The 12,608-nt window shown below is 57.3% G+C and carries 29 protein-coding genes; 28 read left to right on the top strand and 1 reads right to left on the bottom strand.

Annotation, left to right across the window (positions count from 1 at the left end; genetic code table 11):
* The first annotated feature begins 93 nt into the window (after positions 1-93).
* Positions 94-345: a hypothetical protein gene (locus tag ACFU4Z_RS05580; protein ID WP_379060001.1), complete on the top strand. Its 252-nt coding sequence runs from the start codon at positions 94-96 to the stop codon at positions 343-345.
* Positions 346-1,063: 718 nt separating this feature from the next.
* On the opposite strand, the gene ACFU4Z_RS05575 is transcribed toward ACFU4Z_RS05580, so the two are convergent.
* Positions 1,064-1,660, bottom strand: a complete 597-nt coding sequence (locus ACFU4Z_RS05575; RefSeq protein ID WP_379059999.1) for a hypothetical protein — start codon at positions 1,658-1,660, stop codon at positions 1,064-1,066.
* A 175-nt stretch (positions 1,661-1,835) separates the two neighbouring features.
* On the opposite strand from ACFU4Z_RS05575, the gene ACFU4Z_RS05570 reads away from it, so the two are divergent.
* The 27 genes from ACFU4Z_RS05570 (at position 1,836) to ACFU4Z_RS05440 (ending at position 12,448) form a co-directional block, all read left to right on the top strand.
* A complete protein-coding gene (locus ACFU4Z_RS05570; RefSeq protein WP_379059998.1) occupies positions 1,836-2,117 on the top strand; it encodes a helix-turn-helix domain-containing protein in 282 nt (93 codons plus the stop codon).
* A 79-nt stretch (positions 2,118-2,196) separates the two neighbouring features.
* Entirely contained in the window at positions 2,197-2,490 is a 294-nt protein-coding gene (locus ACFU4Z_RS05565; protein ID WP_379059996.1) for a WhiB family transcriptional regulator, read from the top strand.
* Complete coding sequence (locus ACFU4Z_RS05560) at positions 2,487-2,846, top strand: hypothetical protein (RefSeq protein WP_379059995.1); 360 nt, start codon at positions 2,487-2,489, stop codon at positions 2,844-2,846. Before ACFU4Z_RS05565 ends, ACFU4Z_RS05560 begins: the two co-directional genes overlap by 4 nt.
* Positions 2,846-3,172 carry a hypothetical protein gene (locus ACFU4Z_RS05555; protein WP_379059994.1) on the top strand — a complete coding sequence of 109 codons (327 nt, stop codon included), beginning with the start codon at positions 2,846-2,848 and terminating at the stop codon, positions 3,170-3,172. Before ACFU4Z_RS05560 ends, ACFU4Z_RS05555 begins: the two co-directional genes overlap by 1 nt.
* On the top strand, positions 3,169-3,477 hold the full coding sequence (locus ACFU4Z_RS05550; protein ID WP_379059992.1) for a hypothetical protein: 309 nt from the start codon (positions 3,169-3,171) through the stop codon (positions 3,475-3,477). The genes ACFU4Z_RS05555 and ACFU4Z_RS05550 overlap by 4 nt, the downstream gene beginning before the upstream one ends.
* Positions 3,474-3,725, top strand: coding sequence for a multiprotein-bridging factor 1 family protein (locus tag ACFU4Z_RS05545; RefSeq protein WP_379059990.1), 252 nt, complete (start codon positions 3,474-3,476; stop codon positions 3,723-3,725). Before ACFU4Z_RS05550 ends, ACFU4Z_RS05545 begins: the two co-directional genes overlap by 4 nt.
* Before the next feature lie 12 nt (positions 3,726-3,737).
* Entirely contained in the window at positions 3,738-4,160 is a 423-nt protein-coding gene (locus ACFU4Z_RS05540; protein WP_379059988.1) for a hypothetical protein, read from the top strand.
* Positions 4,160-4,684, top strand: coding sequence for a hypothetical protein (locus ACFU4Z_RS05535; RefSeq protein WP_379059987.1), 525 nt, complete (start codon positions 4,160-4,162; stop codon positions 4,682-4,684). The genes ACFU4Z_RS05540 and ACFU4Z_RS05535 overlap by 1 nt, the downstream gene beginning before the upstream one ends.
* The gene (locus tag ACFU4Z_RS05530; RefSeq protein ID WP_379059986.1) at positions 4,681-5,052 is read left to right on the top strand and encodes a hypothetical protein; all 372 of its coding nucleotides are present in this window, start codon (positions 4,681-4,683) and stop codon (positions 5,050-5,052) included. Before ACFU4Z_RS05535 ends, ACFU4Z_RS05530 begins: the two co-directional genes overlap by 4 nt.
* The gene (locus ACFU4Z_RS05525; protein WP_379059985.1) at positions 5,049-5,183 is read left to right on the top strand and encodes a hypothetical protein; all 135 of its coding nucleotides are present in this window, start codon (positions 5,049-5,051) and stop codon (positions 5,181-5,183) included. The genes ACFU4Z_RS05530 and ACFU4Z_RS05525 overlap by 4 nt, the downstream gene beginning before the upstream one ends.
* Positions 5,183-5,515, top strand: coding sequence for a hypothetical protein (locus ACFU4Z_RS05520; protein ID WP_379059983.1), 333 nt, complete (start codon positions 5,183-5,185; stop codon positions 5,513-5,515). Before ACFU4Z_RS05525 ends, ACFU4Z_RS05520 begins: the two co-directional genes overlap by 1 nt.
* A gap of 437 nt (positions 5,516-5,952) precedes the next feature.
* On the top strand, positions 5,953-6,237 hold the full coding sequence (locus ACFU4Z_RS05515; protein WP_379059981.1) for a hypothetical protein: 285 nt from the start codon (positions 5,953-5,955) through the stop codon (positions 6,235-6,237).
* A complete protein-coding gene (locus ACFU4Z_RS05510) occupies positions 6,234-6,566 on the top strand; it encodes a hypothetical protein (protein ID WP_379059980.1) in 333 nt (110 codons plus the stop codon). The genes ACFU4Z_RS05515 and ACFU4Z_RS05510 overlap by 4 nt, the downstream gene beginning before the upstream one ends.
* On the top strand, positions 6,563-6,874 hold the full coding sequence (locus ACFU4Z_RS05505; protein ID WP_379059978.1) for a hypothetical protein: 312 nt from the start codon (positions 6,563-6,565) through the stop codon (positions 6,872-6,874). The genes ACFU4Z_RS05510 and ACFU4Z_RS05505 overlap by 4 nt, the downstream gene beginning before the upstream one ends.
* Positions 6,871-7,053, top strand: coding sequence for a hypothetical protein (locus ACFU4Z_RS05500; RefSeq protein ID WP_379059977.1), 183 nt, complete (start codon positions 6,871-6,873; stop codon positions 7,051-7,053). Before ACFU4Z_RS05505 ends, ACFU4Z_RS05500 begins: the two co-directional genes overlap by 4 nt.
* Positions 7,053-7,334, top strand: coding sequence for a hypothetical protein (locus ACFU4Z_RS05495; RefSeq protein ID WP_379059975.1), 282 nt, complete (start codon positions 7,053-7,055; stop codon positions 7,332-7,334). The genes ACFU4Z_RS05500 and ACFU4Z_RS05495 overlap by 1 nt, the downstream gene beginning before the upstream one ends.
* Positions 7,331-7,744 carry a hypothetical protein gene (locus ACFU4Z_RS05490; protein WP_379059974.1) on the top strand — a complete coding sequence of 138 codons (414 nt, stop codon included), beginning with the start codon at positions 7,331-7,333 and terminating at the stop codon, positions 7,742-7,744. The genes ACFU4Z_RS05495 and ACFU4Z_RS05490 overlap by 4 nt, the downstream gene beginning before the upstream one ends.
* Entirely contained in the window at positions 7,741-8,055 is a 315-nt protein-coding gene (locus ACFU4Z_RS05485) for a hypothetical protein (protein WP_379059972.1), read from the top strand. The genes ACFU4Z_RS05490 and ACFU4Z_RS05485 overlap by 4 nt, the downstream gene beginning before the upstream one ends.
* Before the next feature lie 11 nt (positions 8,056-8,066).
* Positions 8,067-8,369: a hypothetical protein gene (locus ACFU4Z_RS05480; RefSeq protein WP_379059970.1), complete on the top strand. Its 303-nt coding sequence runs from the start codon at positions 8,067-8,069 to the stop codon at positions 8,367-8,369.
* Complete coding sequence (locus tag ACFU4Z_RS05475; RefSeq protein ID WP_379059969.1) at positions 8,356-8,643, top strand: hypothetical protein; 288 nt, start codon at positions 8,356-8,358, stop codon at positions 8,641-8,643. The genes ACFU4Z_RS05480 and ACFU4Z_RS05475 overlap by 14 nt, the downstream gene beginning before the upstream one ends.
* Positions 8,644-8,862: 219 nt before the next feature.
* Positions 8,863-9,651, top strand: a complete 789-nt coding sequence (locus ACFU4Z_RS05470) for a hypothetical protein (RefSeq protein WP_379059968.1) — start codon at positions 8,863-8,865, stop codon at positions 9,649-9,651.
* Positions 9,652-9,655: 4 nt separating this feature from the next.
* Complete coding sequence (locus ACFU4Z_RS05465) at positions 9,656-10,060, top strand: DUF6915 family protein (protein WP_379059966.1); 405 nt, start codon at positions 9,656-9,658, stop codon at positions 10,058-10,060.
* Positions 10,057-10,536, top strand: a complete 480-nt coding sequence (locus tag ACFU4Z_RS05460; RefSeq protein ID WP_379059964.1) for a hypothetical protein — start codon at positions 10,057-10,059, stop codon at positions 10,534-10,536. Before ACFU4Z_RS05465 ends, ACFU4Z_RS05460 begins: the two co-directional genes overlap by 4 nt.
* Positions 10,537-10,652: 116 nt before the next feature.
* Positions 10,653-10,850: a hypothetical protein gene (locus ACFU4Z_RS05455; protein ID WP_379059962.1), complete on the top strand. Its 198-nt coding sequence runs from the start codon at positions 10,653-10,655 to the stop codon at positions 10,848-10,850.
* Between the two features lie 202 nt (positions 10,851-11,052).
* Positions 11,053-11,424 carry a hypothetical protein gene (locus ACFU4Z_RS05450; protein WP_379059961.1) on the top strand — a complete coding sequence of 124 codons (372 nt, stop codon included), beginning with the start codon at positions 11,053-11,055 and terminating at the stop codon, positions 11,422-11,424.
* A gap of 72 nt (positions 11,425-11,496) precedes the next feature.
* A complete protein-coding gene (locus tag ACFU4Z_RS05445) occupies positions 11,497-12,090 on the top strand; it encodes a hypothetical protein (RefSeq protein WP_379059959.1) in 594 nt (197 codons plus the stop codon).
* Between the two features lie 124 nt (positions 12,091-12,214).
* Positions 12,215-12,448 carry a hypothetical protein gene (locus ACFU4Z_RS05440; protein ID WP_379059958.1) on the top strand — a complete coding sequence of 78 codons (234 nt, stop codon included), beginning with the start codon at positions 12,215-12,217 and terminating at the stop codon, positions 12,446-12,448.
* The last annotated feature ends 160 nt before the right edge of the window (positions 12,449-12,608 follow it).

Below are 12,608 nucleotides of genomic sequence, written 5' to 3'. Positions count from 1 at the left end.
CAGGTCCACGGCAAGTGCCCCATCACCATTTGTCCGGCCAGGCGGCACGCGAAATACGTTCTGGCACAAGCGAATCGACAGGGAGGAAGTTAGATGGAAATCTTCTGGACCGGCGTAGCCACCATTGCAGTCCTGCTGATCATCTTCGTCGTGCTGCCCGCCATGATCGACTCTCCCACTAAATGCCACGAGCCCCCTCTGGTGCGGTACACGCCTGAGCAGGCCCACCGGGTGACGCAGAAGCTCAAGAACTGCGACGTCGGCATGTGTGAGGCCAAGGCGTGCGCGTTCCGAACCCTTTGCCAGGCCGGTCGCACAGTCCCAGCGCCTATGGCGAAGTGGTAAGGGGATGACCTTGACCGTGGTAGGCGATTCATCCTCCTGGATCAACGATTACTGCACTGACAGCAACTCCCCCGATGACGAAGCCCACGCCTGGGGACTGCTCGATCTCCACTCCCCCTGCACACCACCGTGTCCGCGTAAAGAGGCGGCACTCAAATTTCTTGACCGAGAGAAGGGCGGAGCCACGTGTTGACCCTTAGCGATCAGCTCGTCTTGGGCGCGCTTTCCGATGGGAGGCAGGCGTTCAGCGTGTTGCGTGCCAGGACCGGACTGACCGGTGGTGCGCTGCGCCGAGCGCTAGAAGGTCTCCGCCAAAAACGACTAGCGCGGTGCGGTCGTACCGACGACTGGTCAGTGACCGCACGAGGCGGAGCGTTATTCAGATGATGGAAGGAGGTGTAACCATGGCAGACATCAAAAACCCGGGACCGGACGGCAATAACCACGATCTGTGGAATCAGGACCCCCGAGAAGATCTGGCTGACGACCAGATTCGCCCGTGGGGCCGCTAACGCCCTGAGCTCGGTCGACCCCGTGCGTTACCTCTGAGATACCAAGAGCCCCGAATCTACCTCCGTGCGTGAGGCGGATTCGGGGCTCTTTTGGGTTATCGGCCCGGCGTGAGAGCCGGATTGTTTTTCCATACTGGAGAGTACGGGATGCCTTGCTATCAGGCCGATCAGGGCGGGTCCGGGGTTTAGAGGGCGACTTTCCGGTTTTATCGGCCAAAACGAAGCGAGACCCCCGATTCATCAGAACCAGAGGTCTCGCGGGTCTCCCCGGGCTGTCTGAACTGGTCCAATAAGAGGTCCACCTGGATAGCCTGAGCCTCCGTTACCGTCTCCTGTATGGCCCGTGCAGCCGCGCTGGTAGGCAGGTCTCGCATCTGCTGGCCAATGGTCTGCACCTTCTCGATCAGCGCACGCAAGAGACCGGCGTCCACCGTGAAGGTATCGGCCATGACAGCCCTTTCGCGTGGCATACGGTTGGCCAGGTTCTTGGTCAGATCTTTGGCCAGATCCTGAGTTGCCGCCGCTACTCCGCCTTCGATGGTTGCGCCTTCGAGGATGCTCGCCAGGGTGCGAGGGGGTACTTCGAAGGCGAGCTCGTATTTGCGCACTACATCGGCATAAAAGCTCGGGTTGAGCGGTACATCGCCAGCCTCGTACTTGGACTGGACTGGTCGCGACGGCCCCCCACGCTTGGTCACGTCGCGGTAGCTCAGCTTCTGTTCATCCCGTAGTGCGCGGACAGCCTTTGCCAGCTGGTCGGCACGGGGATGTCTCGCCGCGTTCGGATGGGTGTCGGTTGCCATGGTCCTCAGAGTAAGTGGTCAACAGAGATAGGGCAACCTTATGCCACAAATTTACGGGGGCTTTACCCATCTGACCTGGGCAGATCTTGTTGAAACATGTACTAGAACATAGTGGTCAACAGTTGCCCAAGTTTTGCGCTTGGATTGGACAACTCTTTGCCATAGAGTGTGTTCCATGAGCACAGCAGCCCGGGAGCTACCCGATCGCTACGCAGCCGCAGAGCAGCGGCACAGGTGGAACAGCAACCGCAAAGTGGTCGATGCTCCCACGCTCACGGCACCCATCGCCTTGATTCGCAGCGGGCTTGGCATCTCGCTTGACCAGATGGCAGCAAAGGTCGGCGTGAGCCGTAGCTATCTCTGTCGAGTCGAAACCGGGTCTCGCACACCCACGCCCGAGCTGCTCGCGGCAATCGAGACATTCCTGCTGGACCAGCTCCGGTTCCGCAAGAAGTAGTCACACGCCCTAGTCAAGGGGCATTCACCTTCCAACCCAGTGAATTCAGAGGTGTATTTGCCATGCCTAAAAGCAGCCCATGAGAGTAGTCACCCCTGAGCCATGGATGGCAGAGGCCAAGTGCGTGGGGCGTGACCCGAATCTGTACGAGACCAAGAAGATTCGCGTCAACAAACGAGTCCCCGGATCACTTCGGCAGCAGGCGTACTACCTGTGCAGGGGATGTCCGGTCATGGCGGAATGCGCGGATTACGCGCTGCGCTGGAAACAGACCGGTGTCGTCCACGCAGGGGTTCCGCTCGGATTAGCGGGCGAAAACGCACAGCAATACGCGGAACTCGACAGCATTCGCAAGAAAGGCAAACCACGGTGAAACCCGTAGATAAGACCACCACCCAAGACGTCACAGAGAAGCGGCACTGGGTCAACATCCTCCGGGATGCTAGGGCGCAGATCGCCCACTTCAAGCGTGTCGAGGCAGAGGCCAAGGGAGAGGTGACAGATGGATTCACCGGCGAAACAGCCCTTGTTGACGACAGGCCGGTGTTCCAGTGGCTTCGCAAGCGCTCGTTCAACGCGGATACCTTCGCCTCCAAATACCCGGCCGCGCACAAGGATTGCCAAAAGACCGTTCTCGACACCGAGAAGGCGCGTGAGCTCTACCCCGACGAGTACGCCGACTGCATAGAGATCACGGACACCAGGTCCCTCACGCTCGTGGAGGAATGATGTCGGCGATCCATGAACAGCTCGACGAGTACATTGCCGACATCCTGAAGTGGGCGGCAGTACTGGACAGCAACTCGCCCGGAAATCTGTTGCGGGTCCAGGTTTTTCAGCTCCTGCGCGACCTCAGCTTCATCTCCCTGAGTCCAGATCCGGTGCCCGGGCTTGTCGACTTGGTGAACAACCTTCGCTCCACAGTGATCGGCCGAGTCCTCGCGGATTCCTATGACGGCACCCCGGCCGGGCAGATCGTCTTTCGATACCAGTCCCAGGTGGCCAAGGACTTGGAAGTCGTGCTGGCGCGGTGCGGTGAAGAGGTGCTGCCATGACGGCGCAGGTCCGGGCCTACCAGACGATTCCGATGCACGTAGAAGCGATCAAATGGGGCCCCACCTGGGCCGACATGAAAGTCGCGGCGCTGTGGCTTGGCAGCTGTGGAGTCCCGTTCAGGTTCACGGCGATACCTGGACTCCGGCCCGATGTGACCGATGGGTTACCGCCCTTGTTTCTTTTCGACCACAACTGGGACGCCCATGAAGTCCGGATCGGCTGGTACCTCGTGAAATTCGGGCAACGCGATGTCCGTCCTTACCCGCCAGGAACATTCGAGAAGGAACTCAAGGAGATCGCGTGAGGTCACTCATCCTCAAGGAACGGGCATTGGCGACAACCCTGGCTCAGCAGGAAATCCGGTTTCGCACCAACCTCATCCACTACCGCGAAAAAGCCGGTCTCACGATCGACGACGTCGCCAACAAGCTGGGCCTGGACCGGAAATGGGTCGAAGAGATCGAGGACTTGGAGGTGCAGCCCACATTGAGTCAGTTGCGCCACTACATGCTCGCGATCGGCGTCTACACCACATTTCTCATTCACGGATAAGGAAATCAATCAATGCCTTACGTCAAGAATTGGCCGCTCCTGGTCAGCGCCATCGAACAGATCATCAACCACCCCGAAACCTGGAACCAAGGCACTTGGGGGAAAAAGAACGAGTGCGGCACTGCTTATTGCGTGGCCGGTTGGGTTCTCAAGTTGAGCGAGAACGTGATCGACAAATTCGTGTGGGATGACTACTACTTCGGGTCCGAACTGGACCTGGTCATCATCAACGGCGCAAAAATGGAACCCGAGAATGCGGCGAGTAAGTTGCTCGGATTGGGCTCCTGGGCAGATGAATGGTCCCTGTACTCGCCGGGCAACTCACTCCAGAGGGTCCTCAATGTTGTCGTCGACTGGGCCAATCGCGACGGCTACGAACTCCCCGCACTGATCACCGACGCCCACGCTGTTCTTCTCGCCAAGGAGAGTGTGTAATGCCAAACATCAAGAATTGGCCACTCATGGTCGACGTGTTGCGCCAAATCATCGACCACCCCGAAACCTGGGACCAAACCGTCTGGGTTACCCATTGCGGCACCAAAGCCTGTGTTGCGGGGTGGGCGGCCCAGCTCGGCGGATATATCCCTATCACCGTTCCGTCCTATAGCGGCATCGCTTCACCCGTGTTCACCGGGGGGTTCGAACATCGAAACAATTTCAAGATGCCATCCAAGGAATCCAAGGAAGGCGTTTTCAAGGTTCCTGTCGTCGAGAATGGGACCTGGCCACAAGTCAACAGATTGCACTTGGCTGCGATACAAGACTCGATCGATGCCAGTGGTGCCGCCATTGAGGCCCTCGGGATTGACGACGACAACATCATTTATGACGGCGAAGTCCAACTGTTCTCGGCCGACAACGAAATCCGAGACATTTTCGCGATTGTCGCTGAATGGGCCGAACAAGACGGATTCGAACTCCCCGAAGACATTCGCAAAGCAATGGAGGAACTGCCGTGAAGCAGGACATCAAGGATCAGTGGGTCGCGGCACTTCGTTCGGGTGATTATGCACAGACGAGGGGCTATCTGCGCGACAACAGCGGATTTTGCTGCCTCGGTGTGCTCTGCGATATTGCCGCTAAATCAGGAGTTGTCGTAGGGAGCTATACCGGCATTCTTGGCTCGTATCAGTACGGCGCCAACTACGAAGATCTCGTGCTGCCCCCAGAAGTGCAGGAATGGGCCGGTATAAGAGTCGGCAGCCCCCGCATAGGCGAATACACCTGGCCTGATGGCGGAACAAATGACGACATCGAGCTGTCCGAGCTCAATGACGAAGGCGTGTCTTTCTCGGAAATCGCCGATCTCATCGAGGAGCGCATGTGAACGAGATCGTGGACGACCTGGCATTGATCGTGGTCTGGAAAGCAATCCTGGAGGACAAGCCGATCCCCCTTATCGCGCTCCGGGAACTGGAAGAAGTCATGGCAGTCGCAGCAGCGAAGGACGGATTCTGATGAAGGCCGATATCAAACAGAAATGGGTCGACGCGCTTCGCTCGGGTGAATACAGGCAGGGGAAGGAATATCTGCAATTTGATGGAAACTACTGCTGCCTCGGTGTGCTCTGCGATATCGCGATCAGGGATGGGCTGCTCCTGAAGGTCGAACACGATGCCGGTGCGGGTTGGTACGACTACGACACGGCAACTCTTCCGGATCGGGTCCGGGAATGGGCGGGTCTGGACAGCTGTGACCCCGTAGTGGCCGGTGAAAGGCTTTCTGCGTGGAATGACAACGAAGACAAGAGCTTCGAGCAGATCGCGGACCTGATCCAGGAGCATCTGTGACTACGGCGTGCTGGGGCAGGATTCACCAGATCGAAGGCATGGGAGACCCGCCACCGGCTGAATTCGTCGCCGATTTCCATGGCTGCAAAGAGATCCCTATGTGCGAGTCCTGCCTGGATATGAGCATTGATGTAGTTGCCAGCCCCCGAGTGCAGATGGTGTGCAGTAAATGTGGCTCCCTGCATTTCCCGACACCGGAATCGTATTTCACCTGGAAGGTGTTGAAATGAGCGATCTCATCGAACTGGCCTTCTGGTCGGTGGTCATGCTTCTCGCGTACGCATTGGAGAGGTTTCAGGAATGAGCGATCAATGCCCTGAGCGGGTCTATGTACTAAAAATCAACACGGTGGTTGGATGCATACTCAGCCACGGTCACCACGGCCAACACCTGTCGAAAAACGAAGACGGATCGTTCAGCTTGTGGGAGATGGCGAAATGATCGATAACTGGCTCGGCCAAACAATCAAGCCCGGGACCATTGTCGGTAGAGGCGCGAGAGACGGCAACACCTCGTCCTTCAAGGTCGGCAAGGTCATTTCTGTCGACGCGGAGAAACGCACAGCCAGGATCGAGTGGCTCTTGTATCCGGCGTATCGGCCGGGAAGTGAAGTCACCTGGGAAAGGTTCCGATCCGAGCATCGAGGCACTCCGGCGGTCGACACACTATTCGTCTTGGATCACAAAACTTTTGGATTCGACTTTTACAAGGAAGCGCGATGAAGTTCAGGCAGCTCACCGAGATCAATGAGAACGAAGGCGAAACCTGGCACTACTGGCTTCAAGTCAATGGCAATGAGGTGGCGCTGGGCCATCTGGAGGACTTCCTTGAAGAGACCGCCAACGAAATGGACCAGCATCATCCCGAATTTGCTTTTGAAGGCCGGATCATGAGTGAGCAAGAAGTAGACGTCCTTATCAAGCACGCCGACCACGGTTACATGCCCACCCATCAGAAGTTCACCGGGAAGATCGTACTGCCCGACGACTTGGAGATCCTGGGGCCGTTCGACCTGCTTTACAAAGGCGCTGTGGAGGATTTGTTCGAATGACTGACCCAACGATCGCCAGGTCCATCGAGGTCCTGAAATCAGCTAAGGCATTGCTGGTACTGGATGGATGGACCCAGGGATCTTACCTGAATGACGAAGGTCGCATGTGCGCTAACGGTGCGTTGTACTGGGTAGAGGGGCACTACTACTCCGGGTCTGGAAAACATCTCATCGAAACCGTCCGAGAAATCACGAACGATCAATACATAGGTGTCGAGAGTTGGAATGACCAGCCGGGCCGCACCGTAGAAGAGGTTCTCGATATGTACGACAAAACCATTGCGAGGCTGGAGGGGATGATCGAATGAAAGTGGAGATCAAGCTGGCAGGCTATGTGGACGGATCTCGAAGCGATGATATCGAGGTGTCTTTCTCGGGCGCGGATGTCCAGCTCGAATTCCATGTCCTGAATAGCAACGACTACTTTGAGCATCACACAATCAGGATCGCCAAGCAGGACTGGCATGCGATTGCGAGCCTGGTCTGATGTATGACGTTCAAATCTTCGACCATCGCGGCTGGATCGTCCACACCGCAGTCATCAAGACTGTGGCGCTAGACGACAACTTGCGATTCGTGACGAAGCATATCAACTCCGAAACCGATCTAGCCTCATGTCTGCCCAGCTCAGACGAAACCGGACATTGGTTCTGCACGGTCGACCAGGGTGGCGGGGCGAAATTCATTGCCAGGTTGCACGAATACGAGGTCCGCAAATGCGAGTGCGAACAGGTGCTGATCGTGATGACCTGGAGAGTGCTTGAGTGATCTACACAGACCTAACGGGCCGCACAGTTGAGGGCTCCGTCTGGTCAGCAGGACCGAAAGACAAGACCATCTGGGTAATAGGACCGGATGGCGAAGCAGTAGTAGTTAATCCAACCAAGGCGGAGCAGGTCGAATACACGGCCCCGCATTACCTACCCCCCGTGCCCGATAGCGCGATAGAAGTGGCACAGGAAATCTTGGACCGGTACCGATCCGATATGGACATGCTCCGGCCAATCCTCGGGAATACCACACCGGTCTCACCGGATTACAAGGTCGCCGCAGAAATCATCAAGATGGCCGAGGCGGCAGAGGCTTCCCGAAAACCATTCATCGAAGCTCATGGCGGCCGAAAACCCATATCGGACGAACGGCTCCGCCAAATAGCAGCAAAGGAGATACAAGGATGAAGCAACTCACCACGTTGGAGATTCTCAAGCAGGGGCTCGACAACATCGAAACGTACGGCTGGCGTCGAGACGAATACGGAGATGTCGATACGGGCTACTGCGCCTATGGAGCTTGCTATGCGGCAGCCGGAGTCAACATCGGGCTCGACGAATTTGTCACCACCCCTGACTTGCACGCCGCCTTCACCCTCCTGCGCAAGCAGATCAGCACACCCATGCTTGCTACCTGGAACGACGATCCGCTGCGCACCAAGGCAGACGTAGTCGCGATTTACAAGCGGGCCATCGCACAGTTGGAGCAGGCGAAGTGAACGTCGGTCCGGTGCAAATCATCGAAGAAGCCATCAAGCGCCTCAACACACACGGATGGATTCAGGGCAGCTACGGAAGTCGGCGAGAAGGATATTGCATGCTCGGTGCCTTGTCGGATTCCAGTGCCATCGCGGTCCTTTCCGATCTCGGCGATGCACCGTTCCAGGCTGGGCGAGCGGTTCGGGCAGTGCTGGAGCGGAACTATAACTATCACAAGCTCGAGTCATTCAACGACACACCGGGGCGCACCAAGGAGGAAGTCGTGAATGTGCTGCGCCTCGCAATCGAGGAGGTGAACAGTGGGCGAGTATGACGGCGTCGATTGGGACAACCTGCCAAAACCCAATTTCGATTTCGAAAACTATGAGCCTTACGAGTCGAAGGAGCAGGTTCTTGACAGTCTCAAAGACTCCGGCCAGATTACGCGCCAGCTAGCCGCCCAGGATCGTGAAGTGGTTGCTATCACCATGGCGTCCCTCCTCGAAATGGCGTTGCTTTACGGCGGATTCAGTTCGGTGCCTTTCGGGAACGTCGCAGCCATCATCCTTTGCGATGAAGGTGGCTTTCATAGGCGACACCAATGCTGAGAGTTGGGGCCATCCTTTACGGCTACTGCTACGGAACCTTTGGGGATTCCTATTCTGATAAGCGCGTCGAAGCGATCGGTGTCGACTGGGTAGTCGTTCGGTGCGACAGCAAGTATGAAGGGGTGCGGCTCTACTTGGGCAATCCAGAAGACCTGTTGGAGTATGCCGTCGAACCTAATGAGGAATGGCCTGATGAACACGACCGGTGAAAGGGTATAGGTGAATGTTGATGATCTCCTTGATGTAGAAGGCATCCCGGATAGAGAGCTGCTCGAGGATCTCAAACAGGTAATCCTCCAAGCAGATGCACTGAAACCACGATCACTGCAAAAGGCGCTCGGGCCATCCGAGGTGGGACACCCCTGTGAAAGGCGATTGGCATATGGAACCGTAGCGGCCCGCAAAAACAACCTGGCCCCCATGGAGAGAGGACTGAACCGATTCAACGACCCGTTGGCCGCGATTATCGGCACCGCCATGCACACCTGGCTGGAAGAGGCGGTCAGGCTGGCCAACGAGGCTTTGGGGCGGGTGCGCTGGATACCGGAACAGAAGGTAGAGATCCGACCGGGCCTGAGTGGTACCTGCGACCTCTACGACGTGGACACCCGATCCGTGCTCGACTGGAAAGTTCCCGGGGCTGATCGGCACAAGCACTACGTAACCTACGGCCCAGGGGAAGTCTACGAAGCGCAAGCCCACCTGTACGGGGCCGGTTATATCCAGCAGTACGGGTTGCCAGTCGAGAAGGTTGGGATCGTCTTTCTCTCCAGGACTGGCGGACTCAGGAACACCCATCTGTGGCGGGCCGACTACAACCCGGCACTGGTGCAAAAGGTTCTGGACAAGCTGGACCGGGTCGATGGCCATATCGAGAAGCTGAACCTGATGGCAAATCCCAATGGGTTCCAGTATGTCGACATTGCCCCGAACAAGGATTGCAGTTACTGCCCCTGGTTTTCGCCGAAGCCCGAAGGCGCATATCAGTGCAATGCCGGAAGGGGCTGAGTAAGTGGCGCAGTCTTGGTTGCACGCCAAAGCATCGGCCCGTCATTTCGGAGGAGCGCCAGAGGACTACATCGCCATCCACGAATGGATAGATGCATTCAAGGCAATGGTCGGAGACGTCACTCATCGGCAGTACCGGCACAACTCACATGGCCCCTGGATGGCGCAGGAGGTCTTCGGTCGGAACATCACCAATAGCGACGGTAAAAAGATCCTGGTACGGGACATTGCCGAAAACCACATTGTAGAAGACCTTGGTTGGCTGCCATCGCCCGCTGATTGGTCTGCCTGCCTCACTTGCAAAGTCTGGATGGGCGGAAAACGAAACAAGTTCATCGGTCGCGAAGAGCTACTCGAATCGGCTTTACCGCACCCGAACAAGGCACACGCAACACAGGAGAAGGAATGACGGACAACACCATCGCGGGTCGGCCGATTAGCGGCACCATCAGTCACTACGGCTCCACGCTGAGAGAGCAGCAGCCCCTTGAAGAGCTGATCTCGGCCTTGGATGCGGTATTCGCCTTTCCTGAGGTGGGATCGATTCAATGGACCCAGTACACGCCCTACTTCAACGATGGCGACGCCTGCATCTTCTCCACCAATGATCCGCGTATTCGTGTCAGGGGCGTTGGCAGTGAAGAAGGCGACAACGAAGACGGCTACCTGACCGAATGGGACATCGTGTACGGAAACGACCCCAAGTATTCCAAAACGCCCAAGTACCCACAGGTCAGTGACGAACTGCTGACGGCACTGCAAAAGCTCGAATCAGCTCTCGAAAGCGGTGCCCATGACGTCAAATTGCGCCAGTACTTCGGAGACCCGGCCGAGGTGACAGCTACGCGTGAGGGCTTCGACGTCGAATTCTACGACCATGAGTGAAAGCGAGCACAAACACACGATGGTCCGGGTTGTCAGCGCCGACGGGGAACGCGAGAAATTTACCCGCTCATTGTGCGCCAAAACTGGGTGCGACCATGAAGAGAAGGACTACTGGGGTGGCACAGAAGAAGAAACCGAAGGCGAAGAAGCTCCTCAAGACACTGGAGCTGGAACGTGACGAATTCCGCGCCCGCCTGGAAAGGATCTACACATGGAATCAGGAAACCCTGGGTCGCCACTCGGCCTTCCTTTCGGGGGAACTGAAAAACCTTGTGCTGAACGAAAAGGATCAGCCTCAGATCGGGTTCCATTGAAGTCAGACGCCTGGGCCAATGAACCTCCATGGTGTCCGTGGTGGGAGGTTCCGGTGGTGAAGACCGATGCCGATACCGCCCTATAACCGCGACAGCGATTGCCCCACGTGTCAGGACTGGCCGTACTGGGGGTGGATTCAGCGGTTCTGCTGGGGCTGTTCACTCGAAGTCAAATATTGCAATTGCAGGAAGGAGAAAAAGGATGAATCCTGATATCAAGGAGAAATGGGTAACGGCGCTTCGCTCGGGTGAGTTCAAGCAGGGCAGGGCGATGCTGCGCAGCAAAAACGATCAGTACTGCTGCCTCGGCGTGTTGTCCGAGTTGGCGGCAAAGGAGGGCGTTGTCTCTAGGGCGTTGGACATAAACGAGTATGGATACAGATACGGCTCCAATTCGTGGAGCACTCTCCCTAGCGCGGTAGCAAGTTGGGCGGGCCTCCCATGGTCTGATGACATCGGAATGCTCCCCGAAAAGGCCGCTGAGCGGTACGGGCACCCCTGCCTCGCGGAATTGAACGACAGTGGCCACTACTCGTTCCCCGTGATCGCGGATGTCATCGAAGAGTGGCTGTAACTAATCAGCCTTCGCATTCCGGCTTGCAGGGCCGATCCCCATGTAAGAAAACCGGAAGAGGATTACACAGATATGACACAGCCGAACCAGAACCGTTCCGCCGACGATCTCCTTTTTGGTGGTGGCGCGCCCAGCGTCTCGTTCCGCAATATCGGCGATTCGATCGAGGGCACCGTTGTAGTCAAGGACACGGCCCACAAGACCACGTTCGGAACCCGGGACCTGGAGTACTACGAAGACGGTTCCCCCAAGCTCCAGGTGGTTCTCACTCTTCAGACGACCCTTCGCGACCCGGAGAAGGTCAGTGACGACGGACAGCGGCGACTCTTCTTTCCCCCCCAGATGAAGAACGAGCTGGGCCGGGTCCTGCGTGAGATGGGTGTCAAGTCTTTGCCGCTCGGCACGTGGATTCGAGTCACCCACACCCACCAGACGCCCTCCAAGGGGCAGCCGCGCAAGGAGTACAAGGTCGAGGTGCGGCTCCCCGCCGATAACGCCATCGCAGAGGCAGTCTCGACCCCGGCACCTCAGGTTCAGCAGGCACCGGTCACTGTGCCGACCCCTCCTGCACCGACACCTGATGCGGCAACCGCACTGAGCGGGATCAGTCCTGAGCTGTTGGCAGTGATGCAGCAGATGGCTCAGGCGCAGCAGGCACAGAAGTAATTCACACCCCCGGCATCGCAGATTTTGTGCGGCGCAGACTCACGATCTAGCCGGGGGGCAAAAGCAAACAACCAATTCCTCACACAGGAGATCTATGTCTACGTTACTGAACCCCTACGAGCTGATGAAGTCGTACACCAATGGCGATGAAACCGGCTGGGCGGCCGAATTCGAATTCCTATGGACGCGCGATAGAGAACGGACGCTCAAGATTATGGATTCGGTCTTGGATCGCGGCTACGACCATCCGGTGCTCCTGGGCGACGACGGGCGCGTATGGGACGGGCACCACCGAATCGCCGTGGCAGTAGCCCTGAATCTGTCACAAATTCCGACAATCGCGAAGAACCGCCGATGAACTGCCCCAAGTGTGGGCGTGACGTTGTTCAGGCGAAGTTGCCCAATGGCCAGGAGCAGCTGTTCAACGCCAATCCCGATCAATCCAACGGACAAGCGCTCATCCTCGGCGACAACGCAATGTACTTGGACGGGAACGTTTTGGCCGAAGCTCGCCGGGC

This window comes from Nocardia sp. NPDC057440, from assembly GCF_042802915.1.
Taxonomy (GTDB): domain Bacteria; phylum Actinomycetota; class Actinomycetes; order Mycobacteriales; family Mycobacteriaceae; genus Nocardia.
This window is presented reverse-complemented; position numbering and strand designations above follow the sequence as displayed.

What these genes read in the sequence shown, in the direction of transcription:
- ACFU4Z_RS05580 (WP_379060001.1), top strand. Translation starts at nt 94, where the DNA reads ATGGAAATCTTCTGGACCGGCGTAGCCACCATTGCAGTCCTGCTGATC.
- ACFU4Z_RS05575 (WP_379059999.1), bottom strand. Translation starts at nt 1,660, where the DNA reads ATGGCAACCGACACCCATCCGAACGCGGCGAGACATCCCCGTGCCGAC.
- ACFU4Z_RS05570 (WP_379059998.1), top strand. Translation starts at nt 1,836, where the DNA reads ATGAGCACAGCAGCCCGGGAGCTACCCGATCGCTACGCAGCCGCAGAG.
- ACFU4Z_RS05565 (WP_379059996.1), top strand. Translation starts at nt 2,197, where the DNA reads ATGAGAGTAGTCACCCCTGAGCCATGGATGGCAGAGGCCAAGTGCGTG.
- ACFU4Z_RS05555 (WP_379059994.1), top strand. Translation starts at nt 2,846, where the DNA reads ATGTCGGCGATCCATGAACAGCTCGACGAGTACATTGCCGACATCCTG.
- ACFU4Z_RS05550 (WP_379059992.1), top strand. Translation starts at nt 3,169, where the DNA reads ATGACGGCGCAGGTCCGGGCCTACCAGACGATTCCGATGCACGTAGAA.
- ACFU4Z_RS05540 (WP_379059988.1), top strand. Translation starts at nt 3,738, where the DNA reads ATGCCTTACGTCAAGAATTGGCCGCTCCTGGTCAGCGCCATCGAACAG.
- ACFU4Z_RS05535 (WP_379059987.1), top strand. Translation starts at nt 4,160, where the DNA reads ATGCCAAACATCAAGAATTGGCCACTCATGGTCGACGTGTTGCGCCAA.
- ACFU4Z_RS05520 (WP_379059983.1), top strand. Translation starts at nt 5,183, where the DNA reads ATGAAGGCCGATATCAAACAGAAATGGGTCGACGCGCTTCGCTCGGGT.
- ACFU4Z_RS05515 (WP_379059981.1), top strand. Translation starts at nt 5,953, where the DNA reads ATGATCGATAACTGGCTCGGCCAAACAATCAAGCCCGGGACCATTGTC.
- ACFU4Z_RS05510 (WP_379059980.1), top strand. Translation starts at nt 6,234, where the DNA reads ATGAAGTTCAGGCAGCTCACCGAGATCAATGAGAACGAAGGCGAAACC.
- ACFU4Z_RS05505 (WP_379059978.1), top strand. Translation starts at nt 6,563, where the DNA reads ATGACTGACCCAACGATCGCCAGGTCCATCGAGGTCCTGAAATCAGCT.
- ACFU4Z_RS05500 (WP_379059977.1), top strand. Translation starts at nt 6,871, where the DNA reads ATGAAAGTGGAGATCAAGCTGGCAGGCTATGTGGACGGATCTCGAAGC.
- ACFU4Z_RS05495 (WP_379059975.1), top strand. Translation starts at nt 7,053, where the DNA reads ATGTATGACGTTCAAATCTTCGACCATCGCGGCTGGATCGTCCACACC.
- ACFU4Z_RS05485 (WP_379059972.1), top strand. Translation starts at nt 7,741, where the DNA reads ATGAAGCAACTCACCACGTTGGAGATTCTCAAGCAGGGGCTCGACAAC.
- ACFU4Z_RS05460 (WP_379059964.1), top strand. Translation starts at nt 10,057, where the DNA reads ATGACGGACAACACCATCGCGGGTCGGCCGATTAGCGGCACCATCAGT.
- ACFU4Z_RS05450 (WP_379059961.1), top strand. Translation starts at nt 11,053, where the DNA reads ATGAATCCTGATATCAAGGAGAAATGGGTAACGGCGCTTCGCTCGGGT.
- ACFU4Z_RS05445 (WP_379059959.1), top strand. Translation starts at nt 11,497, where the DNA reads ATGACACAGCCGAACCAGAACCGTTCCGCCGACGATCTCCTTTTTGGT.
- ACFU4Z_RS05440 (WP_379059958.1), top strand. Translation starts at nt 12,215, where the DNA reads ATGAAGTCGTACACCAATGGCGATGAAACCGGCTGGGCGGCCGAATTC.